The sequence below is a fragment of the Nonomuraea sp. NPDC049725 genome (assembly GCF_040674795.1).
Taxonomy (GTDB): Bacteria; Actinomycetota; Actinomycetes; order Streptosporangiales; family Streptosporangiaceae; genus Nonomuraea; species Nonomuraea ceibae.
Genome location: NZ_JBFANJ010000003.1, coordinates 670,792 through 695,890, shown reverse-complemented (window position 1 = coordinate 695,890; position 25,099 = coordinate 670,792). Strand labels below are relative to the sequence as shown.

Sequence of the window (25,099 nt, the reverse complement as noted above, 5' to 3'; positions counted from 1 at the left end):
AACCCCCGGACCCACCGCAACCGGCACCTGAGCCGGCGCATACAACGGAGCCTGCACCGGCTCCTGCCCATACCCATACGCCGGCCCCTGCGGATGACCCTGCAGATGACCCTGCGCCTGCCCCTGAACCGGACCCGGCGCCGCAACCGGACGCGCCACCTGCTGCGTCCGCTCCCGATCAACCCCACGCCGATCGGCGCAGTCACCCCCGCAATACCCATTCGTCAGAATCAGCCGCCCCCGCAGCGGCGTGTACGCATCCCGCCCCGAAGCCGGAACAACCCCCTGACACACCGGACATAACACAGACTCGTTCCCCACGTGCTGCTCCTCTCGCGGCGCGATAGCAGAAGACCACCCTAAACGCCACATCAACCCAGCGGCAGCCAATCAACGAGAAGTCACCCCAACTGTCAACCACTCACCCCACCCCGCCACCCAACCGCACCACCGGGGGAGAAGCACCCCAAACCACCACTCCACCAGCCACAACACCCGCACACCACCACCCCCGCCGCCCCACCCCACCTCCCGCCCCGCACCCACCCCACCACGTAACGCATCTCACACCCGCCAATCCGGCGAACCCAAACCCCTAACCGAAAACCGGCAGGGGAGAGCCCCCACGAGCCGCCGACCACATCTACTTGACATAATGTCCATTATCAAGCAACTAGCCAGACCCCAGAAGCCCGCCGTCAGAGCCCCCGGCGCACCCGCACACCCTTCGTGCCGCACAACCGAGCGCGTACGATCGAATCATGCCCAGCCTGGCGATCTCCACCGGCGGTCTCGTCGCGATCACCGCGGTCGTCACGATCGTGATCATCTACCTGATCATCCTGGCCGCGCGCCTCACCCGCCGCCCCCGTAACCGCCCAGCCCCCAACCCCGACCTGGTCGAGCAGGCCCGCGAGATGAAGGCGATGGGCCAGATCCAGGAGGCGGTGTTCCTCGTACGCGGCGAGACGGGCATGAGCCACCGCGCCGCCACCCGCTTCGTCAACCGGCTCTAATCCGACAAAATAGGCCATACCAAACAGAAGCTGGATTCTGTTTGGTATGAGCAACCAGTCGTTCCGCCGCCTCCGCACGCCGCCGCGCGCCCTGACGCACCGCGCGGCCTCCTTACGTGCGCGCTCCCCTCTCAATGCCGGCTTGATCACTCCAGGTGGGCTCACTCCCCTCGCGCGTCCGTGCGCCACGGGTGGGCGTCTGCCCACTCCCCCTCGGCGGGTGTGACCAGCGCGGCGTCCGTCCCCCTCCGGCCTGGCGCCGCTGTCAGGTTTCCCGCCATTGCCCCGTGCGGAGGGCGTGCTCGGCCGCGCGTTCGTGTTCGTCGGTCCAGGTGAGGTCGGGGTCGGGTTCGAGGAGGCCGACCACGACGGTGGCGATCGCGAGCGCGGGTTCGGTCCATTCGGCGGGTTCGGGGGCGCCGAAGGGGTTGGCGGGGAATCGGTGGGTGGTGAGTTCGGGGTTGGCGGGGGTCATGAGGATGAGTCCGCGCAGGGTGGCGACGGCGAAGCGGGCGATGGTCTCGTACGTGATGCCGGGGTGTGGGCGCAGGCCGAGGAGCCGGGTCATGTGGGTGTAGGTGGTGGCGAGGCCGGTGATCATGGTGTGTTCGGCGTCGGTGAGGGCTTGCTGGACGTCGGTGCGGAGGTCGCCGTCGGGGAGGCTGCGGAAGGTGGCTTGGAGGGCGAGGTAGGTGCGCCAGGCGGGTGAGCGGTGGAAGAGGTCGTATTCGCCGAGTGCGCCGGTGCGGAGTGCTTCGGCGGCGAGGGCGCGGCGTTGGTGGGGGTTGCGGGCCCAGGTGAGTGAGGTGAGGAGGGTGTGGGTGGCTGTTTGGGTGGCGGTGGGGTCGGTGGCGGTGGTGGTGGGGTTGGTGGCTTTGGCGAGTTCGCGGAGGAGGTCGCTGAAGAAGAGGTCTTTGTAGGGCCAGCGGCGGTAGACGGCGCTGCGGGCGACGCCGGCGTCTCGGATGATCTGTTCGAGGCTGAGGTGGTCGAGGCTGACGGTGAGGCCGGTGTGTTCGACGGTGTGGGTGGCGGTGTCGAGCATGCGGCGGGCGGTTTCTTCGTCGGTGATGCGGGTGCGGCGTCGGGTTGGGCCGGTTTGCGGTGGTTGTGGGGTCACTCTCGTAGTTTATGGTACTTGGGATATCGTGTCTCAATGGGTGCGGGGGTGGTGGGCCGTGGTGGGTCGGCCGGGGTTGTTCCTGGTGCTGGTCGCCGTGTTGTCGGTGCCGTTCTACGTGGTGGGGGCGTTGTCCCCCACGGTGCGGGTGGGGGCGGTCGACATGCCGGCGAGTGCGGCGATGTTCGTGGTGCCGCTGGTGGCGGCGGTGGTGCTGGTGTGGCGGGATGCGGGTCGGGCGGGGGTCGTGGCGTTGCTGGCGGGGGTGGTGGATCGGCCGGCGGGGCGGGCTCGGTGGTATGCGGTGGCGGTGGCGTTGCCGGTCGTGGTGGGGGCCGGGGTGGTGCTGGCGGGTGCGGTGCCGGTGGGGTTGGCGACGTCGCTGGTGGTGTTGCCGTTGGTGTTCGGGGCGTCGGTGGTGGCGGCGGCGTTCGAGGAGGTGGGGTGGACGGGGTATGCGGCCGATCCGTTGCGGAGGCGGTTCGGGGTGGTGGGTGCGGGGGTGGTTCTCGGGGTGTTCTGGGGGGTGTGGCATCTGCTGCCGTTGGTGCAGGCGGGGCATGGTGCGGTGTGGATCGGGGGCTGGTTCGTGGGGACGGTGGCGGCTCGGGTGGTCATGGTGGGGTTGCGTGCGGTGACGGGCGGGGTGTCGGCGGCGGTGTTGATGCACGCGATGTTGAACGTGACGGCGGCGTATGTGCCGGGGTATGACGCGGCGGTGGTGCCGGTGGTGTCGGGTGTGCTGACGGTGGTGGCGGCCGTGGTGGTGGTGTGGGTGGTGTCGCGGTCGCGGTCGCGGGCGGGGGTGGGCGGGGGCGGGGGCGGGTGATCGTGGCGGTGAGCTGCCCTCTCCCCCGGCGGCGGTGTGTGCGGGGTGCGGGACGGAGGGTGGGGGGTTTCGGTCAGTGGGGGTGAGTGGGGGTTGGGCCTCCAACCGAAGAAAAATCCCGACATATAGGGAGAAATCACCTCCCCCGCTGTGGTGTTCTGCTGGGATTTGTCATCATTGCTTGCCAGACCATGTCAGCATCGATGCACGAACGTCCCATATGGGGCCGCCTTAAAACGACATCGTCCGGAGGATCCCCCCTTGCGCATCCTGCTGCTGTGCTCCTCGTTCAACGGCCTGACCCAGCGCGCCTGGCTGGAGCTGCGCCGGGCCGGTCATGACGTCAGCGTGGAGCTGGCGTTGTCGCCGGAGGTGATGCTGGAGGCCGTCCAGCTGGCCAAGCCGGATCTGGTGATCTGCCCGTTCCTGAAGGAGAAGGTGCCGGCCGAGCTGTGGCGGGGACAGCGGACGGTGATCATCCATCCGGGCCCGCCCGGGGACCGGGGGCCGTCGTCGCTGGACTGGGCGATCCTCGAGGGGGCCGCCGAGTGGGGTGTGACGGCGTTGCAGGCGGTCGAGGAGATGGACGCGGGCCCGATCTGGGCGTACCGGATGTTCCCGGTGCCGGCGGGGCCGCCGCGCAAGTCGGCGCTGTACAACGGGCCGGTGGCGGACGCGGCGGTGGAGCTGGTGCTGGAGGTGGCGGCGAAGGCGGGCGATGCGGCGATCGTGCCGGAGCCGCTGGACTACGCGCGGCCGGAGGTCGTCGGCAGGCTGCGGCCGGCGATGCGGCGGGCGGACCGGGAGGTGTCGTGGGCGGAGCCTACGGCGGAGGTGGTGCGGCGGGTGCGGGCGGCCGACGGGTCGCCGGGCGGCCTGGCGGAGCTGTGCGGGATGCGGGTGCGGGTGTTCGACGTGTATCCGGGTCCGGCGCTGGCGGGGACGCCGGGGACGGTCGCGGGCCGGCGTGAGGGGGCGGTGCTCGTGCACACCGGCGACGGGTCGGTGTGGGTGGGGCATCTGCGCGCGGACGAGCCGGGCGCGGTCAAGCTGCCGGCGGTGTCGGTGCTGGGTGATCGGGTGGCGGAGGCGCAGGAGCGTCCGGGCTACAGCGAGATCACCTATGACCGGGGCGACGGGGTCGGGGTGGTGAGCTTCGACTTCTACAACGGGGCGATGTCGACCGACCAGTGCCGGCGGCTGGCGGCGGCGTTGCGGTACGCGGCGGCGCAGGACACGCGGGTGCTGGTGCTGCGTGGTGGTGAGGTGTTCTCCAACGGCATCCATCTGAACGTGATCGAGGCGGCGCGGCATCCGGAGCTGGAGGCGTGGACGAACATCAACGCGATCAACCAGGTGTGCCGTGAGCTGGTGTGGTGCACGGGTCAGCTGGTGGTGACGTCGGTGGGCGGCAACGCGGGCGCGGGCGGGGTGATGATGGGGCTGGGCGCCGACCGGGTGATCGTGCGTGAGGGGGTGGTGCTCAATCCGCATTACCGGACGATGGGGCTGTTCGGCAGCGAGCTGTGGACGTACACGCTGGTGCGGCGGGTGGGTGCGCGGGAGGCGGCGCGGCTGACGGGTGAGGCGCTGCCGATCGGGGCGCGGGAGGCGGTGGAGCTGGGGCTGGCCGACCGGGCGGTGGCGGGGTCGCGGCAGGCGTTCGAGCGGGCGGTGCTGGAGTACGCGGAGAGACTCGCGGCCGATCCCGGGTATGGACGGTTGCTGGCGGCCAAACAGGCGGCCAGGGATGCCGACGAGCGGCGCAGGCCGCTGGAGGCCTACCGGGTGGAGGAGCTGGCGGAGATGAGCCGGGACATGTTCGACGACAGGTCGGGGTTCCGGCAGGCGCGTGAGGCTTTCGTACACAAGCGGAAGGCTGACCGCACACCACCGCATCTGGCGGTTCATCGTGAACTGTCCGGCACGTCGCTCCCGGGGGCATCTCATATGTGAGATAGGTTGTGGGGTTGTGGCAGACGATTACCTTGTGCGGATCGGCCGGCTGATCCGGGATGCTCGCCAGCATCGTGGTTGGACACAGCTGCAGCTGGCCGATGCGCTGGCGACGAGCCAGAGCGCGGTCAACCGGATCGAGCGCGGCAACCAGAACATCAGTCTTGAGATGATCGCGCGGATCGGCGAGGCGCTCGACAGCGAGATCGTGTCGCTCGGCTACGCGGGGCCGATGCATCTGCGGGTCGTGGGCGGGCGCCGCCTGTCGGGCAGCATCGAGGTGAAGACGTCCAAGAACGCGTGCGTGGCGCTGCTGTGCGCGTCGCTGCTCAACTCGGGCCGCACCATCCTGCGCAAGGTGGCGCGGATCGAGGAGGTCTACCGGATCCTGGAGGTGCTCGCCTCGATCGGGGTGCGGGCGCGGTGGATCAACGAGGGCAGCGACCTGGAGATCGTCCCTCCGGCGCGGCTGGAGCTGGAGTCGATGGACACCGAGGCGGCGCGGCGCACGCGCAGCGTCATCATGTTCCTCGGGCCGCTCATGCACCGCACCGACCAGTTCCGCATCCCGTACGCGGGCGGCTGTGACCTGGGCACGCGCACGGTGCAGCCGCACATGTCGGCGCTGCGGCACTTCGGCCTCGACATCACCGCGACCGGCGGCTTCTACCACGCGCGGGTGGACCGGGGAGTGTCGCCGTCGCGGGCGATCGTGCTGACCGAGCGCGGCGACACGGTGACGGAGAACGCGCTGCTGGCGGCGGCGCGGCACGACGGGGTGACGGTGATCCGCAACGCCTCGTCCAACTACATGGTGCAGGATCTGTGCTTCTTCCTGGAGCAGCTCGGCGTGCGGGTGGAGGGCATCGGCACGACGACGCTGACGGTGCACGGGGTCGCCTCGATCGAGCGTGACGTCGACTACTCGCCGTCGGAGGACCCGGTCGAGGCGATGAGCCTGCTGGCGGCGGCGGTGGTGACGTCGTCGGAGCTGACGATCTGCCGGGTGCCGGTGGAGTTCCTGGAGATCGAGCTGGCGGTCCTGGAGGAGATGGGGCTCGACCACGACCGGGGGGCGGAGTACCCGGCGGCCAACGGCCGCACCCGGCTGGTGGATCTGACGGTGCGGCCGTCCAAGCTCGTCTCCCCCATCGACAAGATCCATCCGATGCCGTTCCCGGGGCTGAACATCGACAACGTGCCGTTCTTCGCGGCGATCGCCGCCTCGGCGCAGGGTTCGACGCTCATCCACGACTGGGTCTACGACAACCGGGCGATCTACCTGACGGAGCTGACGCGGCTGGGCGCGTCGGTCAAGCTGCTGGACCCGCACCGGGTGCTGGTGGAGGGGCCGACGCGGTGGCGGTCGGCGGAGATGATGTGCCCGCCGGCGCTGCGGCCGGCGGTGGTGGTGCTGCTGGCGATGATGGCGGCCGAGGGCACGTCGGTGCTGCGCAACGTGTACGTGATCAACCGTGGTTACGAGGATCTGGCCGAGCGGCTGAACGCGCTGGGGGCGCGGATCGAGACGTTCCGCGACATCTGATTTCGTCGGTGGCGGCCGCTACCGTCTCTCCTTGGATGGATCTTTCCCGAAGGGGTGAGGGGGGACGGTGCGGCCTGCGGAGCTCGACCGGGTCACGGTGGCGGAGGCGGCTGATCGCTATGTGGAGCTGGTGCGGGCGCGGACGCTGACGGGGGCGCTTTCGGCCTCGACGGCGGAGGTGTACGCGCGTGACGTGGCGACGCTGGTGGAGCTGGCCGGCGCGCGGACGGTGCTCGACGATCTGACGGGTGAGGACGTCGACGCGATCCTGCTGGCGTTCGCGCGCAAGCCCGACGGGCGGCGCAGCGCGCCGGAGCCGGGAGCCCGCCAGTCGGCCTCGTCGCAGGCGCGCTTTCGCCGGTCGGTGTCGGCGTTGTTCAAGCACGCGGCGCGGGCCGGGTGGGTGCAGCTGGATCCGATGGCGTCGGCGACGGTGACGGCGCGGGAGCGGGGCGGGCTGCGGCCCGAGCGGCGGGCGCTGACGCGTGAGCAGGCGCAGGGGCTGATCGGGGCGGCGCGGGAGCTGGGCGAGGCGGCGCCCCGGCCGGGCCGGCGGCGTGACCAGCGCACGGAGGTGCGTGACGCGCTGATCGTGCTGCTGCTGACGACGCTGGGGCCGCGCGTGTCGGAGCTGGTGGGCGCCAACGTGGAGGATTTCTTCACCAACGACGGGGTGCGTTACTGGCGGATCTTCGGCAAGGGTGGCCGCACCCGGGACGTGCCGCTCCCCCGTGACGTGGCGCACGTGCTGGAGGTCTATCTGGAGCGGGGGCGGCCGGAGTCGGCCGACAAGGCGCTGCTGCTGTCGTGGCGGGGGCGGCGGCTGGCGCGTGGCGACGTGCAGGCGGTGATCGACCGGGTGCGGCGGCAGGTCGACCCGGACCGGGCGCGGTCGGTGACGCCGCACGGGCTGCGGCACACCACGGCGACGCATCTGCTGGCCGACGCGGTCGACATGGACGCGGTGCGGCGGGTGCTGGGGCACAGTGACCTGTCCACGCTGGGCCGCTACCGTGACGAGCTGCCGGGTGAGCTGGAGGTGGCGATGCGCGCCCACCCGCTGCTGCGCGAGCCCCGCGAGCGGTGAGGCCCGCGGGGCGCTTCCGTCAAAGGGGGCTGTCCTTGCGGACCGGCTGGCGCAGCAGGGTGCGGGGCCGGGGGTCGTCCAGCGGCGTCAGGTAGATCTCGTGGTGGGGGCCGTTGGGCACCAGGTGGTGGGCGGTCATGTAGGCGTCCATGACGGCCAGCGTGCGGTGCTCCTCGCTGAAGGGGCCCTCGTGCGTCAGCTGCACGCACTCCCCCTCGGTGTGCACGCTCACGCGCACCCGGTCGACGGCGGCGCCGGAGGGGCGGGCCTGTTCGCGGGCGCTCTCCAGCAGTCCCGGCTCCGGCATGCCGGGCAGGGGCAGCAGCAGGTGCCAGCGCCACAGTTCGCGCGGCACCTGCAGCGGTGGCCGATCGTCCTCGGCCCACCACAGTCCTTCCAGCGGGCCGGCGGGGCCGCCCAGGCCGGCGGCGACCGCGTACAGGGCGCCGATCGCGGTGGTGTGCTCGCCGCCGCCGGGCTCGCCGAGCCCGGTGACGCTCAGGCAGACGAGCGGGCCGAGGGTGACGCGTTCGGGGGTGTCGTTCATCGTTCCTCCTGCAGGGCGATCATCAGATGGGTGACGAGCCGCTCCGGCGGCGTCACCGCCGGGTCGGAGACGTACACTTCGCGGATCGGGCCGCGGGCCCGCAGCCGCCGTTCGGCGCACCAGGCGAGCACGGCGTGCGCGGTGAGGGCGATCTGCCCGTACGGGCCGACGTGGGTGGCCATGGCGAACGTGCCGCCGGGCAGCACCTCGGTGCGCACCCCGGCGGGGGGTTCCTCCCAGGGGTCGCCGGGCTCCAGGACGAGCGCGACGGCCACGTCGACGACGTCGCCGAGGTCGGCGGGGAACAGGCCGATCAGCCGCACCTGCCCACCACCGGGCCCACCACCGGGCCCACCACCGGACCCACCGCCTGGCCCGCTCGCGTGGCGGGCGGCCATGAGGCGGGCGACCGCGGCCGAGGTGGCGGCGCCGATGCCCTCAGGGCCGGCGGCGGGCTCGCGCACCACGGCGGCCCGGTGCGCTGGCTCCTCGACGACCCGCACCGGCGGCTCGGGCAGTCCTTCGGCCATGACGCGTTCCAGCGCCGCCAGGGCCTGGCGTCTGCGGGCCAGCTCGCTCTCCAGGGCGTCCCGTACCGACTCCAGCGCGCCGGGCCGTCCGGCCAGCACCTCGCCGACGGCGGGCAGCGGCACGTCGAGCGAGCGCAGCAGCCCGATCGACAGCGCGGTGCGCGCCTGCGACGGCCGGTAGTAGCGGTAGCCGGTGTCGCCGTCCACGTACGCCGGCTCCAGCAGGCCCAGCTCGTCGTAGTGCCGCAGTTGCTTGACGCTCAGGCGGCTGAGCCGGGCGAACTGCCCGATCGGCAGCAGGTCCTCGTCCACGTCCCCCAGCATGGACTCTCCGGCGGGGGGAGAGTCCACTTGCCTCTCACGTCACGTGAGGGTTCATGCTGGAGGGCATGAGTCTGTCTGTCGGCCAGGTGTCCCGGCTCGCGGGGGTGACCGTGCGCACCCTGCACCACTACGACGAGATCGGGCTGTTGTGCCCGGGTGAGCGCACGGCGGCGGGCTACCGGCGCTACACCGACGACGACCTGGTGCGGCTGCAGCAGGTGCTGCTCTACCGGGAGCTGGGCTTCCCGCTGGAGGAGATCGCCGTCATCCTCGACGATCCGCAGGTGGACGAGGTGACGCAGTTGCGCCGCCAGCACGAGCTGCTGTCGCGCAAGTCGGAGCGGCTGCGGGAGGTGATCGCGGCGGTGGAGCGGGCGATCGAGGCGCGTTCCCTCGGGATCGCGCTGACGCCGCGGGAGCGGCTGGAGGTGTTCGGCCGGTTCCGGCCGGAGGACCATGAGGCGGAGGTGGAGCGGCGCTGGGGCGGCACCGACGCCTACGCCGAGAGCCGCCGCCGCGTGGCCTCCTACACCAAGGGCGACTGGGTGGAGCTGAAGGCGGAGGCGGAGGCGATCGGCGCGGACCTGGCGGCGGCGTTCACCGGCGGGCTGCCGGCGGGCGGGGTGCGGGCGATGGATCTGGCCGAGCGGCATCGGCTGCACATCTGCCGGTGGTTCTACACGTGCACGTACGACATCCACCGGTGCCTGGGTGAGCTGTACGTGTCGGATCCGCGGTTCACGGCGGCCTACGACGAGGTGACGCCGGGGCTGGCGGGGTACGTGCGGGAGGCGATCGCGGCGAACGCGGACCGGCACTCCCCCTGATACATTCCCATCCCGGTATATAACCGGTAGAGTATGAAGCATGCGTTTCGACGTTCTGGCGGAACCGGCCCGGCGGCAGATCCTCGACCTGCTGCTGGAGCGCCCGCGCCTGGTCGGCGAGCTCACCCAGCGCCTCGGCCTCACCCAGCCCGGCACCTCCAAGCACCTGCGCGCCCTGCGCCAGGCCGGCCTCGTCACCGTCCGCAAGGACGCCCAGCGCCGCTGGTACGAGCTGCGCCCCCAGCCGCTGGCCGAGATCGACGCCTGGCTCACCCCCTACCGGCGGCTGTGGGCCGGCAGCCTCGACCGGCTCGAACACCACCTGGACACCATGCCCGACGACCCTCCGGAGGAGCCGTGAACGAGCACCTGACCACCCGCCCCGACGGCCGCACCGAACTGCGCATGCAACGCCGCCTGCCCCACCCGCCCGCCAAGGTGTGGCGCGCCATCACCGAGCCCGCCCACCTGCGGCACTGGTTCCCGGCCGAGATGAGCATCGACGGCGACCGCGTCAGCTACGGCTTCGGCCCCGACGGGCGCGTCGTCGAGCTGCGCCCGCCCCACGTGTTCGCCCACACCTGGGGGGAGGACGAGCTCCGCTGGGAGATCCACCCCGACGGCGACGGCTGCGTCCTGGAACTCACCCACACCTTCGGCGACCGCTTCGGCGCCGCGAGCTTCGCCTCCGGCTGGCACACCTGCGCCGCCGCGCTCGCCGCCCACCTCGACGGCCGCCCCTTCACCCCGCCCGCCCCCGGCCGCCTGCACGAGGACTACGTCGCCATCCTCGGCCTCGTCCCCGGCACCGTGGAAGAGACCGGCGACGGCGGCGCCGTCCTGCGGATCGAACGCCAGCTCACCCGCCCGGCCGCCGACGTGTGGGCCGCCCTCGACGGCGGCCGGGCCACCCCCGGCGCGCCGCCGCCCGCCCCGTTCACCGCCGGCGGCGTCCCCGCCGGTCCCGTCACCCGCGTCGAGCCCGGCAAACTCCTCGAATACGAGCTCGAGCACGACAGCGAGTACGAGAGCGCCGGCGGCGTCATCCGCTGGGAACTGGCCGAAGGCACCGGCCACGGCGCCCGCCTCGTCCTCACCGGCACCGGCCAGGCCGCCGCCCTGCGCGCCACGCTGCCCGCCTGGCGCGCCCGCGCCGAGGAGCTCGCCGCCGCCCTCACCCCCTGACCGGCACACCGGGCAGGGCTACGGGGCGGTCAGGCGCCCAGGCCGAGCGCCGCCGCCGTCACCGCCCGCGCCCGCCCCGGCGCCATCAGCAGATCCGTCGAATCCGACAACTGGTCGACGCACCCCATCAAAGGCAGCGCCCTGACCACCGGATCGGCCACCTGACCCAGCAGCGCCTCGGCGAACCGGTCACCCCCGATCACCTCGAACGGCCGATCATGGAAGGCCCGCACCCGCTCATCCAGCCGCACCGCCAGCCCCGCCCGGTTCTGCAACGCCGCCAGCCGCGAATACGCCGACGACAGGCCCTCCTGCCGCTCCCGCCACGACCGCGCCGCCAGCGCCGCCCCCAGCGACTCGCCCAGCTCCACCGACCCGGGCAGCCGCGCCAGGGCGCTGCCGAGCCATTTGGCGTACGGGGGATAGCGGCGGCGCAGCAGCAGCGCCAGCCGCATCACCTCCCGCGCCAGCCGCGCCCCCACGACCGCCGACCCCAGCTCGTCGCCGACCTCGCCGCACCGGCCGGGGAACGCCTCCTCCTGCGCGATGCGCCGCCACTGGCAGGCCAGCACGTACCGCCACACGTCACGCGGATACCAGCGCAGCGTCCGCCGCACCGCCTCCAGCCCGCCTTCATCCGGCCGCCCGTCATCCAGCCGGCCGCCATCCGGCCCGCCGGTGGGCAGGCCGTCGTGGAACACCTCACCGCACGTCACCTCCGCCAGCCGCTGCCACGGCGCCGACAGCCAGTCCAGCACCGACACCCCGCCACGCGGATCGAACCCGAGCTGCCCCCGCAGCCACTCCCCCAGATCCGCCACCACCACCCCCGGCCGCACCTCACCGTGATAGTCGAACACCGTCGGAAACCCGCCGAAACGCTCCGGCAGCCGGCGCGTCACCGCCGCCTCCACCTCACCCACCAGCCCCTCGGGCACGAACACCAGCACCCGAGGCCCCCAATCATGATCAGCCGAACGGCCCGTGTCGAAGGCCAGCACCTCCGACCCGGGCCCCACCAGCGCCGCACTGTGCCGCACACCCGCCAGCAGCGGCGCCACCGCCTCCCGATAGAAGGCACGGGACAATTCGATACCAGGCACAAAATCGGTCATCACGCGTCCACTGTGCCTGACGCCACCCGCAACCTCACCCGAATTAATTTTCGACCCGGACGACACCCCGGAGGGTTCAGGCAGCCACCTGGGCGGCCAGCACCGGGCGGCGCACGTACCCGATCCGCCCGTACACCGACAGAGCCGCCGCGTTGTCGTCGTCCACCATCAGCGCCGCCCGCCCGTGCCCGGCCACCAGCTCCCGCGACACCCACCGGCACACCCGCTCGGCCAGCCCCAGCCCGCGCCGGCTCGCCACCGTCGCCACCCCCGCCAGCAGCCCCACCGACGGCGCCGACCACGCATCGGCCGCCACCGCCGCCAGCTCCCCGCCGATCCGCACCCCCGCCCACCGCCGCACCCCGGCCGCACCCGGCACCGCGTACGAGTCGGGCGCGTGCCCCGCCAGCAGCGCCGCCACCTCACCCTCCGCCGCGCCCCCCAGCCAGCCCACCTCCGGGCCACCCGCGTCGTCGTACGGGACCGGGCCGCCGGGCAGGCTCATCCACGAGAACGCCCCCGACACCTCCACCTCGTCCAGCTCCGCCACCACCCGCGACACCAGCTCCCGCTCACCCAGCGGACGATAGGACGGCCCCAGCTCGGCCAGCGCGAACCGCACCAGCCGCACAGCCGTCACCGAAGACGCCGACCCCACCGACGCCGGCCCCGGACCCGCCCACACCACCAGCCGGTCCCGCCGCGAGATCGCCGGAGCCGCCGCCACCACCGCATCACCCAGAGCCCACGCCCGAGCCCCGCCCTCCAGCCGCTGAGCCGCCCACACCAGCAGATCGTCATCCCCGCACGCCGCACGCACCTCAGCCGGCGACCCCAGCTCCCGCACACCCCCGCGTACGAAAGCCGGCGACACCGACGTCACAGGATCGCGCCCGGCCGATAAGCCGCCGCCTCCGGACGAGCCGCCACCACCTCACCCACCTGCCGCACCACCGACGCCACCTGACCCGCCGCCGCCCCCGTGAACGACACCCGATCCGCCAGCAACCCCTCCAGCGCCGCCCGATCCAGCGGGAACCGCTCATCAGCCCCCAGCCGATCCAGCAGCTCATTGGCCGCCCCCCGCGACCGCATCGCCAGCGCCGACGCCACCGCATGCTCCTTGATCAGCTCATGCGCCTGCTCACGCCCCACCCCCGCACGCACCGCCGCCATCAGCATCTTCGTCGTCGCCAGGAACGGCAGATACCGGTCCAGCTCCGCCGACACCACCGCCGGGAACGCGCCGAACTCCTCCAGCACCGTCAACATCGTCTCCACCAGCCCGTCGAAGGCGAAGAACGCATCCGGCAACGCCACCCGGCGCACCACCGAACACGACACGTCCCCCTCGTTCCACTGGTCACCCGCCAGCTCACCCACCATCGAGGCGTAACCCCGCAACACCACCGTCAGCCCGTTCACCCGCTCACACGAGCGCGTGTTCATCTTGTGCGGCATCGCCGAGGAGCCCACCTGCCCCTCCTTGAACCCCTCCGTCACCAGCTCGTGCCCGGCCATCAACCGGATCGTCTTGGCCAGCGACGACGGCGCCGCCGCCAGCTGCACCAGCGCCGTCACCACCTCGAAGTCCAGCGACCGCGGATAGACCTGCCCCACACTCGTGAACCGGTGCGCGAACCCCAGATGAGCCGCCACCCGGCCCTCCAGCTCCGCCAGCGCCCCCTCGTCACCGCCCAGCAGATCCAGCATGTCCTGAGCCGTCCCCACCGGCCCCTTGATCCCCCGCAACGGATAACGCGCCAGCAGCTCCTCCAGCCGCCGATACGCCACCAGCAGCTCATCGGCCGCCGACGCGAACCGCTTGCCCAGCGTCGTCGCCTGCGCCGCCACATTGTGCGAACGCCCCGCCATCACCGTCGCCTCATGCCCGGCCGCCAGCTCCGCCAGCCGCGCCAGCAACGCCACCACCCGATCACGCACCAGCAGCAGGCTGTCGCGCACCTGCAACTGCTCCACGTTCTCCGTCAGATCACGCGACGTCATGCCCTTGTGCACCTGCTCGTGCCCGGCCAGCGCGTTGAACTCCTCGATCCGCGCCTTCACGTCGTGGCGCGTCACCCGCTCCCGCGCCGCGATCGACTCCAGATCCACCCGCTCGACGACCTTCTCGTAATCATCGAGCGCCCCCTCCGGAACCGCCACCCCCAGCTCCGCCTGAGCCCGCAGCACCGCCAGCCACAGCCGCCGCTCCGCCACCACCTTGTACTCGGGAGACCACAGGCGCGCCAGCTCCGGCGAAGCGTAACGAGCGGCGAGAACATCAGGGATACGAGGCTTCGAAGTCACGTTGGACAAGTGTATTCACCACCCCCCACCCCGCACCCCACCCCCCGCCCAACGCCGGCGGGCGCCTCCCCACCCCAGGGAAGACGCCCGCCACACACCACCCGCCCAGGTCAGGCCGGCTCCAGCACCTTGCCCGCCTTCGGCTCCTGCGGCGAGCGCCGCAACCGCTCCTTGGCCCGCTCCACCATCGTGTACAGCGTCGGCACCAGCACCAGCGTCAGCAACGTCGACGTCACCAGCCCGCCGATCACCACGATCGCCAGCGGCTGCGAGATGAACCCGCCCGACCCCGTCACACCCAACGCCATCGGCGTCAACGCGCAGATCGTCGCCACCGCCGTCATCAGGATCGGCCGCAACCGCTGCCGGCCACCCTCGATGACCGCCTCCACCACACCCATCCCCTGATCCCGATACTGGTTGATCAGGTCGATGAGCACGATCGCGTTCGTCACCACGATGCCGATCAGCATCAACATGCCGATCAACGCCGGCACACCCATCGCCGTGTTCGTCGCCACCAGCAACCCCACCGCGCCCGTCGCCGCGAACGGCACCGACACCAGCAGGATCAACGGCTGCACGAAACTCCGGAACGTCGCCACCATGATCATGAACACGATCGCGATCGCCGCCAGCATCGCCAGCCCCAGATCCGCGAACGCCTCCTGCTGATCCGCCGACGCGCCCCCGATCTCGTACGACGCACCCGCCGACAACCCCAGACCGTCCAGCTTCTCCGTCAACGCCTGCGTCACACTGCCCAGATCAGCAGCCGTCGCCTTCGCCGACACCGTCGCCGACCGCTCACCGTCGATCCGCGTCACCTGCGTCGGACCCGCGACCCGCTCCACCTCGGCCACCGACGACAGCTTCACCAGACCCGCCGCCGTCGGCAACCGCAGATCCTCCACCGCCTTCACGTCCTCCGGCGCGTCACCGCCCCGCAGCACCAGATCACTCGCCCGCCCGTCCAGCGTCAGCTGACCCAGCGGCGCGCCCCGGAACGCCTGCGCCACCGCCTGACCCACCGCCGCCTCCGACAGACCACGCTCGGCCGCCTCCTCACGGTCCACCCGCACCTCGATCCGAGGCGCCGACGACTCCAGGTTCGACGACACATCACGCAGACCCGCGACCTCACCCATCGCCGACGCCACCGCGTCCGCCGCCGACCGCAACGCCTGCTCGTCCGGCGCCCGCACGATCACCTCGACCCCGTCGGAGGAGAAACCCCCCGCACCCGCGGCGCCGACCGTCACCTCACCGATCCCCGACACCGACGCCAGCCGCTCACGCAACGCCTGCTCCACCGCCGGCGCGTCCACGCCCTCGGCCAGCGTCACCGAGTACGACGCCCGATCCGCGCCACCCCCGGCCCCGCCCATCATCGCGTTGCCGCCACCCACGGTCACCTGGTATGACTCCACACCCTCCAGACCGGAGAGCACGTCCTCCACCTTCGCCGCGGCCTCGTCCGTCGTCCTGAGATCCGTGCCCACCGGCATCCGCTGGCTCAACGACACCGAATTCTGCCCTGACGAATCCAGGAAGTTCGTCTGCAGACCACCCGCCAGCCCCATCGTGCCGACGAACACCGCCACACCGATCAGCACCGTCACCAGCTTGAACCGCGTCGCGAACCGCAACACCGGCAGATACGCCCGCTGCAACAGGCTGCGCCGCTCCTTGGCCTCGGCCACCTCACGCTGCTTACGCGCCTCCTCAGGAGACAGCGACGGCGCCTTCAGGAACCAGAACGCCAGCACCGGCACCACCGTCAGCGACACCACCAGCGACGCCAGCAACGCCACCGACACCGTGATCGCGAACGGGCTGAACAACTCACCCACCATGCCGCCCACGACCGCGATCGGCACGAACACCGCCACCGTCGTCAACGTCGAGGCCGTCACCGCCCCCGCCACCTCGCGCACACCCGCGAGGATCGCCGACAGCTTCGCCTCCCCATAACCCAGATGACGCTTGATGTTCTCCAGCACCACGATCGAGTCGTCGACCACCCGGCCCACCGCGATCGTCAACGCGCCCAGCGTCAGCATGTTCAGCGAGTAATCACCCGCCCACAGCACCAGCAGCGCGATCACCACCGACAGCGGGATCGACACCGCCGTCACCAGCGTCGAACGCACCGACAACAGGAACACCAGGATGACCAGCACCGCGAACACCAGGCCCAGCACGCCCTCGGTCGTCAGGTTCTCGATCGACTCCTCCACGTACGGAGCCTGATCGAACACCACCTCCACCGCGGTGTCCGAACTGTCACCCAGCGCCCGCGTCAGCTCCGGCAGCTTCTCCCGCACCTCGTGCGAGATCGCCACCGCGTTGCCGTCCGGCGTCATCGTCACCGACACGCCCAGGCTCGTCTTGCCGTCCGTACGCGTGATCGTCGTCGCGTCGGCCAGGCCGCGCTCCACCGTCGCCACATCACCCAGCCGCACCGGCTTCAACGGCCGAGGCTGCGCCACCGCCTGCTGACCCTGCCGCTGGGCCTGCTGCTGGGCCTGCTGAGGAGCGGCCTGCTGCTGACCCTGACCAGGACGCGCCTGACCCTGCTGACCCTGCTGGACCTGACCCGGCTGCGCCTGCGGCTGAGCCGGCGTCAGATACAACCCCTTCAGCTCCGCCAGCGAATCGACCCGCGACCCCACCTGCACCGTCAGCGACTTGCCGTCATCGACCAGCGTGCCCGCCGGGATCGGCGTCCCGTTCGCCCGCAGCACCTCGGGGATCTGCGCCGCCGACACCCCCGCCAGCGCCATCTTCTTCACATCCGGCGTGATCGTCACGACCTCGTCACGCGTACCCGTGACCTCGGCCTCCCGCACACCCTCGACCGCCTGCAGCTCCGGCACCATCACCTGACGCAGCTTGTCCGCCATCGCCCGCGGATCCCCGCCGTCACCCACCGCCAGCACCAGCACCGGCAGGTCATCGGTGTTACCCGCCACCACCTGCGGCTCCACATCAGCCGGCAGCCGGCTCTGCACCCGGCTCACCGCCTGCTGCATCTTGCTCACCGACTGCTCGATGTCCGTCCCGAACGCGAAAGCCACCTGGATCTGCGCCAGGCCCTCCTTCGACGTCGACGTCATCGACTCCATCCCGGCCAGCCCCTGGAACGCATCCTCCAGCGGCTCGGTGACCTGCTCCTCCACGATCTCCGGAGAAGCACCCGGATACGGCGCCACCACGAACGCGCCGGGAAAGGACAAGGACGGCAGCAACTGCTGCTTCAGCTGCGGGATCGTGAACGCGCCGAAGGCGCTGAGCACGACCGCGATCAATATCACAAGGCTGCGGTTGGCAAGGCTCAACCGGGCGAGTGCGGTCATGGAGGTGTCCCCTTCAAGAGTTCGCCCCGAGACTAACACTTCGCCTGATACGAATATTTAGCCCTACATGACTTTCCTGATAACCTTCTCAGGAACCGAGAGGTGTATGTGAACGACGAACGCGAAGACCTGATCCAGCGGATCTCCGACACCCAGCGCGGCCTCGGCCGAGTCTTCGCCCAGCACAAATCCCCCCTGTTCACCTCCAACCTCACCATGCGCCAGCTCAAGGTGATCATGCTGGTCGCCGTCAACGGCTCCGCCACCGGCCAGGACCTCGCCCACCACCTAGGCGTCGCCCTCGCCACCGTCACCGGCCTCGTCGACCGCCTCGTCGCCCACGGCCTCGTCAGCCGCCACGAGGACCCCCACGACCGCCGCGTACGCCGCGTCGAACTCACCGAGGCCGGCGCCAAGCTCGTCGAGGAGATCAACAACGTCGGGCTGCGGCAGTACCGGCGCATCATGGAGCACCTCGACACCGAGACGCTGCGCTGCCTCGACCACGTCACCACCCGCCTGCGCGAGGTCGCCGAGAAGCTCTACAAGGAGTGAGGTTTCCCCGTCGTTGATTGGTTGTTCTGCTAGGGCGATTCCATGGAATCGCCCTAGCCCACGTCCTTTACAATGTAGATTTCTCGGTCAGGCCGGACAGCACGTCCGGCAGATCGCCCTCGTAGGCCACCGTGAGCCGCCGCGTCGCCCGCGTCAGCGCCACGTACAGGTCCCGCAACCCCATCGGCGACTGCCCCGCGATGCCCGCCGGATCCACCACCACGACCGCGTCGAACTCCAGCCCCTTGGCCTGCCCCACCGTCAGCGCCACCACCGGCGCGTCCAGGTCGCCGCCCGGGAACAGCTCCCCGGCCCGCTCCCGCAGCGCGTCGGGCACCAGCACGCCCACCCGGCCCTCGCCGATCGCCGCCAGCTCCTCGGCCGCCAGCGCCGGCACCCCCGCCAGGCCGCACCGCACCGCCCGCGGCGGCGCGTCACCCTCGCGCACCGACTCCGGCGGCCGCAGCCCCGGATCGATCGCCCGCAGCACCCGCGCCGCCACCCGCATGATCTGCGCCGGCGTCCGGTAGTTCACCTCCAGCCGCTCCACCCGCCACCGGCCCGCCAGATGAGGATCCAGCACGTCACCCCACGAACGCGCGCCCGCCGCCGACCCCGTCTGCGCGATGTCGCCCACCACCGTCAGCGACCTGGCCGGAACCCGCCGCATCACCATCCGCCACGCCATCGCCGACAGCTCCTGCGCCTCGTCGACGATCACGTGCCCGTACGCCCACGTCCGGTCGGCCGCCGCCCGGTCCGCCGTCGTCAGATCGTCACCGCCGCCGCCGTCATGCCGGTCGGCCAGCATCGCCGCCTCGTTGAACACGCCCTCGTCCAGCAGGCCCGTCGTCGCCAGCACCTCGTAGGCGTACAGCTCCTGCTCACGCCGCTCCTCCAGCGCCGCCCGGCCCGCCACCCGCTCGGCCGAGTCGTCGCGCCCCAGCAGCTCGGCCGCCTCGTCCAGCAGCGGCACGTCACCCACCGTCCACCCCGCCTCGAGCGGGCGCACCAGCGCACGCCAGTCCAGCCCCGCCGGCGCCAGCGCCCGCAACGTCTCCGGCGAGGACAGCAGCTCCGCGACCAGCCGCTGCGGCGTCAGCTCCGGCCACAGCGCGTCGACCGCCTGCCGCACCGCCGGTTCGGCCCACAGCCGCCGTGAGGCCAGCGCCACGTCCACCTCGTCCAGGTCACGCTCCAGGTCCAGCGGCTCGTGCAGCTCCGGATCCTCCAGCTCCATCTCCGCCAGCCGCAGCCCCGCCTCCAGCGCCCGCGCCTCGGCCAGGGCCAGCTCCTTCAGCAGCTCGGTCACGTACAGCTTGCGCGCCATGTTGTGCGGCAGCCGCACCGCCCGCGCCCGCTCGCGCAGCCGCCGGCACACCTCGCCCGGCACCCGCAGCGTCAGCCCGTCGGCCACCACCTCCAGGTCGCCGTCCGGCACCCGCTGCCGGTCGCGGACCGCCGCCGCGACCAGCTCCGCCATCCGCGCGTCCCCCTTGACCGCCGCCGCGCGCGGCGCGTCGGCGGCCGTCGCCCGCACGCCCGGGAACAGCTCGCCGAGCGTCGCCATCACCACCTGCGTCTCGCCCAGCGCCGGCAGCACCTGGCTGATGTAGCGCAGGAACATCGCGTTCGGCCCCACCACCAGCACGCCGCGCCGCTCCAGCGTGTCGCGGTGGGTGTAGAGCAGGTAGGCGGCCCGGTGCAGCGCCGCCACCGTCTTGCCCGTGCCCGGCCCGCCCTGCACCACCAGCGCGCCCTGCAGCGACGAGCGGATCACCCGGTCCTGCTCGGTCTGGATCGTCGCCACCACGTCGCCCATCCGGCCCGTCCGGCCCCGGCGCAGCGCCGCCAGCAGCGCCGCCTCGCCCACCAGCGACCGCCGGTCGCCGTCGCTCATCCCCTCCAGGTCGAACACCTCGTCGTCCAGCCCCACGACGGTACGGTCCCGCGTGTGCAGATGGCGGCGCCGCACCAGCCCGCCCGGATCGGTCGCCGTCGCCAGGTAGAACGCGCGGGCGGCGGGCGCCCGCCAGTCGATCAGCACCGACTCGTGCTCCTCGTCGCGCAGCCCGATCCGCCCCACGTACGTCGTGCGCCCCGCCCGGTCGTCGACCCGGCCGAAACACAGGCCGCGCTCGACCGCGTTGAGCTGCGCCAGCCGGCGCGCCTGCTCGGCCGCCAGCGCCTCGCGCTCCACCCTGGCCTGCCGCGACCCGCCCGCGTCACGCCCGTACACGTCGCGCAGCAGCTCCGCCGTCCGCCGGCGGGCCTCGTCCAGCCTGGCGTAGAGCGCCGAGACGACACCCTGCTCGGTGTCAAGGGCTTCCGCAAGAGCATCTTGACGATTCGCCATTCCGTGATACACTCCTAATAGGAGGCTTTGTAGGCTGTCGCCGTTCTGAGCAGTCGAGCCTACCCGTTCCCGCGCGTCCGTGGCAAGCCCGACGGTGTATCCAGGTGCACCCCGAGCCGGGATTCACCGCCATTACCCCGCCGAGCCGCCATCCCTAGGCTCGCGGCATGACCGTGAAACGTACTCTCGGCGCAGCCGTGCTGAGCTTGGCCTTCGTCATGGCGGGCGCCGCTCCGGCGGACGCGGCCCCACGAAACGTCGTCCGGACCGACACGGGCCTGGTGCGAGGCGAGACCGCCCGCGACCACCGGACCTTCCGGGGCATCCCCTACGCCGCTCCCCCGGTCGGCGACCTGCGCTGGCGGTCGCCCCAGCCGGCGCCCGCCTGGCGTGGGGTCCGCGACGCGACACGCCCCGGTGACAGATGCGCCCAGTCCACGGACCTGTGGGGACTGCCGGCCAGCGACAGCGAGGACTGCCTGTACCTCGACGTGACCGTCCCGCGCCCGGCCACCGCGCGCCACCCCAGGCCCGTCATGGTCTGGCTGCACGGCGGCAGCCTGACCAAGGGAGCCGGCAGCGACTACGACGCCACCCGCCTGGCCACGCGCGGCGACGTCGTGGTGGTCACCGTCAACTACCGGCTGGGCGTGTTCGGCTTCTTCGGCCATCCCGGACTGGCGGGCGGCGGAGCCTACGGGCTGGAGGACCAGCAGGCCGCCCTGCGCTGGGTCCAGCGCAACGCCGCGGCCTTCGGCGGCGACCCGCGCAACGTCACGCTGTTCGGGGAGTCCGCCGGAGCGCACTCGGTCTGCGCCCACCTGGCGTCGCCCACCGCCGCCGGCCTCTTCCACCGGGCGATCACCCAGAGCACGTTCTGCTCCCAGACCGCCTTCACCGGCAGCCGCCTGAGGCCGGTCATGGACCTCCCCATGTGGGTGCCCAAGACCGCCCACGAGGCGCACGGCGCCACCATCGCCACCGCGCTCGGCTGCACCGACCCGAAGACAGCCGTCGCCTGCCTGCGCCGCAAGCCCGTCTCGCAGCTCCTCGCGCAGGAGCCGCTCCCCCTCCCCGGCTACGGCAACGCCGTGCTGCCCGCCGATCCCGCCACCGTGTTCGCGCAGGGCCGCTTCCACCGCGTGCCGATCCTCACCGGCATCACCCGTGACGAGGGGACGCTGTTCACCTCGCTGATCTTCCCCGGTCTCACCGAGCAGGAATACCAGCAGGGCCTGCGGGACATCTTCGGCGACGACGCCGCGGCGATCGCGGCCATGTACCCGTCCCGCGGGCGGCCGGCGCAGGCCGTGGCGGCGATCATGAGCGACCTCGACTGGGCCTGGGCCGGCCGAGTTAGCGACCGCCTGCTCAGCGAGCACACCCCGGTCTACTCCTACGCCTTCGCCGACCGCACCGCGCCGCCGATCTTCCCCCTTCCCGGCGGCGTGGAGCCGCTCGCCTCGCACGGATCGGAACTGTCGTTCCTGTTCCCCGGGGCCCCGCTCACCCGCGAGCAGCGCGAGCTCGGCGACCTGATGATCGCGTACTGGTCGCGCTTCGCCACGACCGGCGACCCCAACGCTCCCGGCCTGCCGCGCTGGAGCCCCGTACGCACCGGGCACGTCCATCGCCTGGCCCCGCGCCCCGGCGGCGTCGGCGGCTACGACCAGGACGCCCTCCACAACCTGGCCTTCTGGGACCGCCTGGCACATCGACCATAGGTGGCCGATCAGTGGGCATGCGTGGTGAATCCGTGGCCACCACGCATGTCCCGCACCACCACCCCGGCGCATACTGATCTCCACGAACCCGGACGAGGACGAAGGAGATCACCGTGGCCGGCGACGTACTGAACGAGGCCTACGCACGATTCCACCGCACCGGCCCCGAATGGGGCGAGAACCAGCTCACCAACCACGGCCCGATGGCCGTCGAAGTGCTCGTGCGCCGAGGCCACGCCGACCGCGTGGACCGCTGGATGACCGGCTACCTCGACCGGCTCGACGACCTGCCCGGCCGCACCGCCGACATCGACGACGCCACCTGGGCCGAAGCGCTCGGCGACGGGCGGCGCGTCGGCGACTGGACCGCGTACTTCACCCGCCTGCTGGCCGAACAGCCCTGGCGCGACGTGCTCGCCACCTGGTGGGCCCGCCTGCTGCCCGGCGTCCTGGCCGGCACCACCCACGGCGTCATCAGGGTCGGCCACGCCACCCGCGCCCTCCTGGCCGGCGCCGAAGGCCCCGCCCCGCTCGGCGAACTCGCCCACGGCCTGGCCTTCTGGGCCGCCCGCTCCCAGCCCGTGCCCGCCGTCGGCCGCCCCTCCGGGACGCTCGACCCGCACGCCGCGCTGGACGCCCTGCCCCGCATCCCCGACCAGAGCGGCTATGTCGCCGACCGGCTCGGGCAGCTTCCGGGCCTGCCCGGCTGGGACACCACGGTCACCGCGCTGCGCCCCGCCGCCACCCCCGACGACGTACGCGCCCGCCTGGCCGACCTCGTCACCGCGGCCACCCTGCGCTACCTCACCCACGGCCACGGCGCGCCCGTCCTGCTCGTCCACACCGCCACCGCCCCCAACGCCGTCCTGCACGCGCTGCCCGCGCTCCCGCACGAGCTGTGGGAGCCCAGCCTGACCGCGATCTGGACCACCACCGCCGCGATCTTCTCCGCCTACGCCCCCGCGCGCCCAGCCCCGGCCGAGACGCTGCCCGGCGCACCCACCGACTCCGACGGGGCCGCCGACGTGGTGGAGCGGGCCGTCGCGCACGCCGACGAGCACGTCATCAAGTTCACTGACACCGCGGCCGAGGTCTACACCCGCACCGGAGACCCCCGCGCCCTCGCCGCCTGCCTGCGCGCCGGCGCCCTCATCGAACCACCCCGCTGAAGCGCCCCACCCGCGCCGAACCGCCCCGCCGAGAGGACAGACCCCCCGTGAACGACACCGTCACCTCCGCCGACGGCACCCCCATCGCCTGCACCGTGATCGGCTCCGGCCCCGCCCTGGTCGTCGTCAACGGCGCCCTCGCGCACCGCGACTCCCACCCCACCGAGGGCATCCTCGCCCGCTCCCTGACCGACCGGCACACCGTCATCACCTACGACCGGCGCGGGCGCGGCGCCAGCGGCCCCGCCGACCCCGCCCTGCCCGCCGCCGACGCCGTCGCGGCCGAGATCGCCGACGTCGCCGCCCTCATCGACCTGGCCGGAGGCAAGGCCGCCGTGCTCGGCCTGTCCTCCGGCGCCGTCCTGGCCCTGGAAGCCGTACGCGCCGGGCTGCCGATCACCGCGCTCACCCTGTGGGAGCCCCCGTTCGTCGTCGACGAAGCGCGCCCGCCGCTCGGCCCCGGCTACCGCGAACGCCTCCAGCGGGCCCTGGCCGAAGGCCGCCCCGGCGACGCGCTCGCCCAGTTCTTCGCCGAGGCCGCCGGGTTCCCCGCCGAGGCCGTCGCCCCGATGCGCGCCGAACCGTTCTGGGCCGGCATGGAACGGCTCGCTCCCTCACTCGCCCACGACGCCGCCGTCATGGGCGCCACCCAGAGCGGCGACCCGGCCGCCCTGGACCGCTTCGCCGGCGTCGGCGTCCCCGCCCTCGTCATGTACGGCGGCGCCAGCCGGCCCTGGCTCGCCGGCGCCGCCACGGCGCTGGCCGCCGTGCTGCCCGACGCCACGCTGCGCGAGCTGCCCGGCCAGGACCACGACGTGGCCCCCGACCTGCTGATGACGGCGCTCACCACCTGGCTGCCCGCCTACTGACCGGGAGGGCGCCTCAGCGGTAGGAGTCGATCAGCCGGGCCAGGTGCCTGCCCGCCACGAGCAGCGGCGTCCGGCTCTGCGACACCTGCGCGGACATCTCGGCGCCTTCCAGCGTGTTGACCACCGTGTGCGCGAGGTCGGCCGCCACGTCGCCGGCGAACCCCGACCGGCGCAACCTGGCCGCCACCACGGCACGCCAGTGGGCGAACGCCTCGTCGGCGGCGCGCTGGATGTCGGGCGCCCGCCCGGAGCTCTCCAGCGCGGTCGTGGTGATCGGGCACCCGTCCAGCCAGCCGGAGTCGCTGAGCCCCTGCGCGAGGCGTTCGGCGCACACGATCATCGCCTGCGCCGGGTCGTCCGCCTCGTCCAGGACCTCACGCAGGAAGGCGGCGAACTCCTCGTCGCCGTGGCGCACCGCCGCGACCGCCAGCTCCGCCTTGCCGCCGGGGAAGAAGTGGTAGACGGAGCCGAGCGTGGCCCGCGCCTCCTGGGAGATCTGCTTCAGCCCGGTCGCCTCGTAGCCCCGCCGCTGCATCAGCCGGGAGGTGGCCCGGACGATCCGCTCCCGGGTGCCGAGCTCGTGCGTCGTCGTCATGCCGCCATCCTACTGAGTAGAACGTTCGTTTTAGCCGTGTTAGGGTCCTCCACGTTGAATAGAACGTTCGTTTTAGCCGG

Annotated in this window: 21 protein-coding genes; 12 read left to right on the top strand and 9 right to left on the bottom strand. The window is 72.2% G+C overall.

Translation table 11 applies throughout. From position 1 onward, the window contains the following. Positions 1 to 761 precede the first annotated feature (761 nt). Complete coding sequence (locus AB0J53_RS11090) at positions 762 to 1,016, top strand: hypothetical protein (protein ID WP_364171013.1); 255 nt, start codon at positions 762 to 764, stop codon at positions 1,014 to 1,016. Positions 1,017 to 1,281: 265 nt separating this feature from the next. Here the strand turns inward: AB0J53_RS11090 and AB0J53_RS11085 are convergent, their stop codons facing one another. Next, positions 1,282 to 2,061: a TetR/AcrR family transcriptional regulator gene (locus tag AB0J53_RS11085; RefSeq protein ID WP_364171011.1), complete on the bottom strand. Its 780-nt coding sequence runs from the start codon at positions 2,059 to 2,061 to the stop codon at positions 1,282 to 1,284. A 160-nt stretch (positions 2,062 to 2,221) separates the two neighbouring features. On the opposite strand from AB0J53_RS11085, the gene AB0J53_RS11080 reads away from it, so the two are divergent. From AB0J53_RS11080 to AB0J53_RS11065, 4 genes are all read left to right on the top strand, one after another. Further along, positions 2,222 to 2,965: a CPBP family intramembrane glutamic endopeptidase gene (locus AB0J53_RS11080; protein ID WP_364171049.1), complete on the top strand. Its 744-nt coding sequence runs from the start codon at positions 2,222 to 2,224 to the stop codon at positions 2,963 to 2,965. A 261-nt stretch (positions 2,966 to 3,226) separates the two neighbouring features. Further along, positions 3,227 to 4,921 carry an enoyl-CoA hydratase-related protein gene (locus AB0J53_RS11075; RefSeq protein WP_364171009.1) on the top strand — a complete coding sequence of 565 codons (1,695 nt, stop codon included), beginning with the start codon at positions 3,227 to 3,229 and terminating at the stop codon, positions 4,919 to 4,921. A 16-nt stretch (positions 4,922 to 4,937) separates the two neighbouring features. After that, on the top strand, positions 4,938 to 6,467 hold the full coding sequence (locus AB0J53_RS11070; RefSeq protein ID WP_308126251.1) for a UDP-N-acetylglucosamine 1-carboxyvinyltransferase: 1,530 nt from the start codon (positions 4,938 to 4,940) through the stop codon (positions 6,465 to 6,467). Between the two features lie 67 nt (positions 6,468 to 6,534). Next, on the top strand, positions 6,535 to 7,554 hold the full coding sequence (locus AB0J53_RS11065; RefSeq protein WP_219519098.1) for a tyrosine-type recombinase/integrase: 1,020 nt from the start codon (positions 6,535 to 6,537) through the stop codon (positions 7,552 to 7,554). 19 nt (positions 7,555 to 7,573) lie between these two features. On the opposite strand, the gene AB0J53_RS11060 is transcribed toward AB0J53_RS11065, so the two are convergent. Both AB0J53_RS11060 and AB0J53_RS11055 read right to left on the bottom strand, forming a co-directional pair. Then, positions 7,574 to 8,101, bottom strand: a complete 528-nt coding sequence (locus AB0J53_RS11060) for a hypothetical protein (protein WP_364171007.1) — start codon at positions 8,099 to 8,101, stop codon at positions 7,574 to 7,576. Next, positions 8,098 to 8,955: a MerR family transcriptional regulator gene (locus AB0J53_RS11055; RefSeq protein WP_364171005.1), complete on the bottom strand. Its 858-nt coding sequence runs from the start codon at positions 8,953 to 8,955 to the stop codon at positions 8,098 to 8,100. The genes AB0J53_RS11060 and AB0J53_RS11055 overlap by 4 nt, the downstream gene beginning before the upstream one ends. A gap of 65 nt (positions 8,956 to 9,020) precedes the next feature. On the opposite strand from AB0J53_RS11055, the gene AB0J53_RS11050 reads away from it, so the two are divergent. The 3 genes from AB0J53_RS11050 to AB0J53_RS11040 are packed head-to-tail and all read left to right on the top strand — an operon-like array spanning position 9,021 to position 10,967. Then, positions 9,021 to 9,782, top strand: a complete 762-nt coding sequence (locus AB0J53_RS11050) for a MerR family transcriptional regulator (RefSeq protein ID WP_364171003.1) — start codon at positions 9,021 to 9,023, stop codon at positions 9,780 to 9,782. A gap of 40 nt (positions 9,783 to 9,822) precedes the next feature. Then, positions 9,823 to 10,143, top strand: a complete 321-nt coding sequence (locus AB0J53_RS11045; protein ID WP_219519086.1) for a metalloregulator ArsR/SmtB family transcription factor — start codon at positions 9,823 to 9,825, stop codon at positions 10,141 to 10,143. After that, positions 10,140 to 10,967 (top strand): SRPBCC family protein, encoded by an 828-nt coding sequence (locus AB0J53_RS11040; RefSeq protein WP_364171001.1) that lies wholly within the window; start codon positions 10,140 to 10,142, stop codon positions 10,965 to 10,967. The genes AB0J53_RS11045 and AB0J53_RS11040 overlap by 4 nt, the downstream gene beginning before the upstream one ends. A gap of 29 nt (positions 10,968 to 10,996) precedes the next feature. On the opposite strand, the gene AB0J53_RS11035 is transcribed toward AB0J53_RS11040, so the two are convergent. The 4 genes from AB0J53_RS11035 to AB0J53_RS11020 form a co-directional block, all read right to left on the bottom strand. Then, a complete protein-coding gene (locus AB0J53_RS11035) occupies positions 10,997 to 12,055 on the bottom strand; it encodes a DUF4037 domain-containing protein (protein ID WP_364170999.1) in 1,059 nt (352 codons plus the stop codon). A 103-nt stretch (positions 12,056 to 12,158) separates the two neighbouring features. After that, on the bottom strand, positions 12,159 to 12,869 hold the full coding sequence (locus AB0J53_RS11030; RefSeq protein ID WP_364170997.1) for a GNAT family N-acetyltransferase: 711 nt from the start codon (positions 12,867 to 12,869) through the stop codon (positions 12,159 to 12,161). A gap of 92 nt (positions 12,870 to 12,961) precedes the next feature. After that, on the bottom strand, positions 12,962 to 14,392 hold the full coding sequence (purB, locus tag AB0J53_RS11025) for an adenylosuccinate lyase (protein ID WP_219519078.1): 1,431 nt from the start codon (positions 14,390 to 14,392) through the stop codon (positions 12,962 to 12,964). Between the two features lie 110 nt (positions 14,393 to 14,502). Further along, complete coding sequence (locus AB0J53_RS11020; RefSeq protein ID WP_364170994.1) at positions 14,503 to 17,751, bottom strand: efflux RND transporter permease subunit; 3,249 nt, start codon at positions 17,749 to 17,751, stop codon at positions 14,503 to 14,505. Positions 17,752 to 17,859: 108 nt separating this feature from the next. Here AB0J53_RS11020 and AB0J53_RS11015 point away from each other — a divergent pair, with 108 nt between their 5' ends. Then, entirely contained in the window at positions 17,860 to 18,306 is a 447-nt protein-coding gene (locus tag AB0J53_RS11015; RefSeq protein ID WP_219517217.1) for a MarR family transcriptional regulator, read from the top strand. A gap of 67 nt (positions 18,307 to 18,373) precedes the next feature. Here AB0J53_RS11015 and AB0J53_RS11010 read toward each other — a convergent pair whose 3' ends face one another. After that, a complete protein-coding gene (locus AB0J53_RS11010; protein ID WP_364170992.1) occupies positions 18,374 to 20,662 on the bottom strand; it encodes an ATP-binding domain-containing protein in 2,289 nt (762 codons plus the stop codon). A 167-nt stretch (positions 20,663 to 20,829) separates the two neighbouring features. On the opposite strand from AB0J53_RS11010, the gene AB0J53_RS11005 reads away from it, so the two are divergent. From AB0J53_RS11005 to AB0J53_RS10995, 3 genes are all read left to right on the top strand, one after another. Beyond that, positions 20,830 to 22,386, top strand: coding sequence for a carboxylesterase family protein (locus AB0J53_RS11005; protein ID WP_364170990.1), 1,557 nt, complete (start codon positions 20,830 to 20,832; stop codon positions 22,384 to 22,386). A gap of 113 nt (positions 22,387 to 22,499) precedes the next feature. Further along, entirely contained in the window at positions 22,500 to 23,555 is a 1,056-nt protein-coding gene (locus AB0J53_RS11000; protein WP_364170988.1) for a hypothetical protein, read from the top strand. Between the two features lie 47 nt (positions 23,556 to 23,602). Continuing rightward, complete coding sequence (locus AB0J53_RS10995) at positions 23,603 to 24,424, top strand: alpha/beta hydrolase (RefSeq protein WP_364170986.1); 822 nt, start codon at positions 23,603 to 23,605, stop codon at positions 24,422 to 24,424. Positions 24,425 to 24,437: 13 nt separating this feature from the next. Here the strand turns inward: AB0J53_RS10995 and AB0J53_RS10990 are convergent, their stop codons facing one another. Then, the gene (locus AB0J53_RS10990; protein WP_364170984.1) at positions 24,438 to 25,019 is read right to left on the bottom strand and encodes a TetR/AcrR family transcriptional regulator; all 582 of its coding nucleotides are present in this window, start codon (positions 25,017 to 25,019) and stop codon (positions 24,438 to 24,440) included. Positions 25,020 to 25,099: the final 80 nt, after the last annotated feature.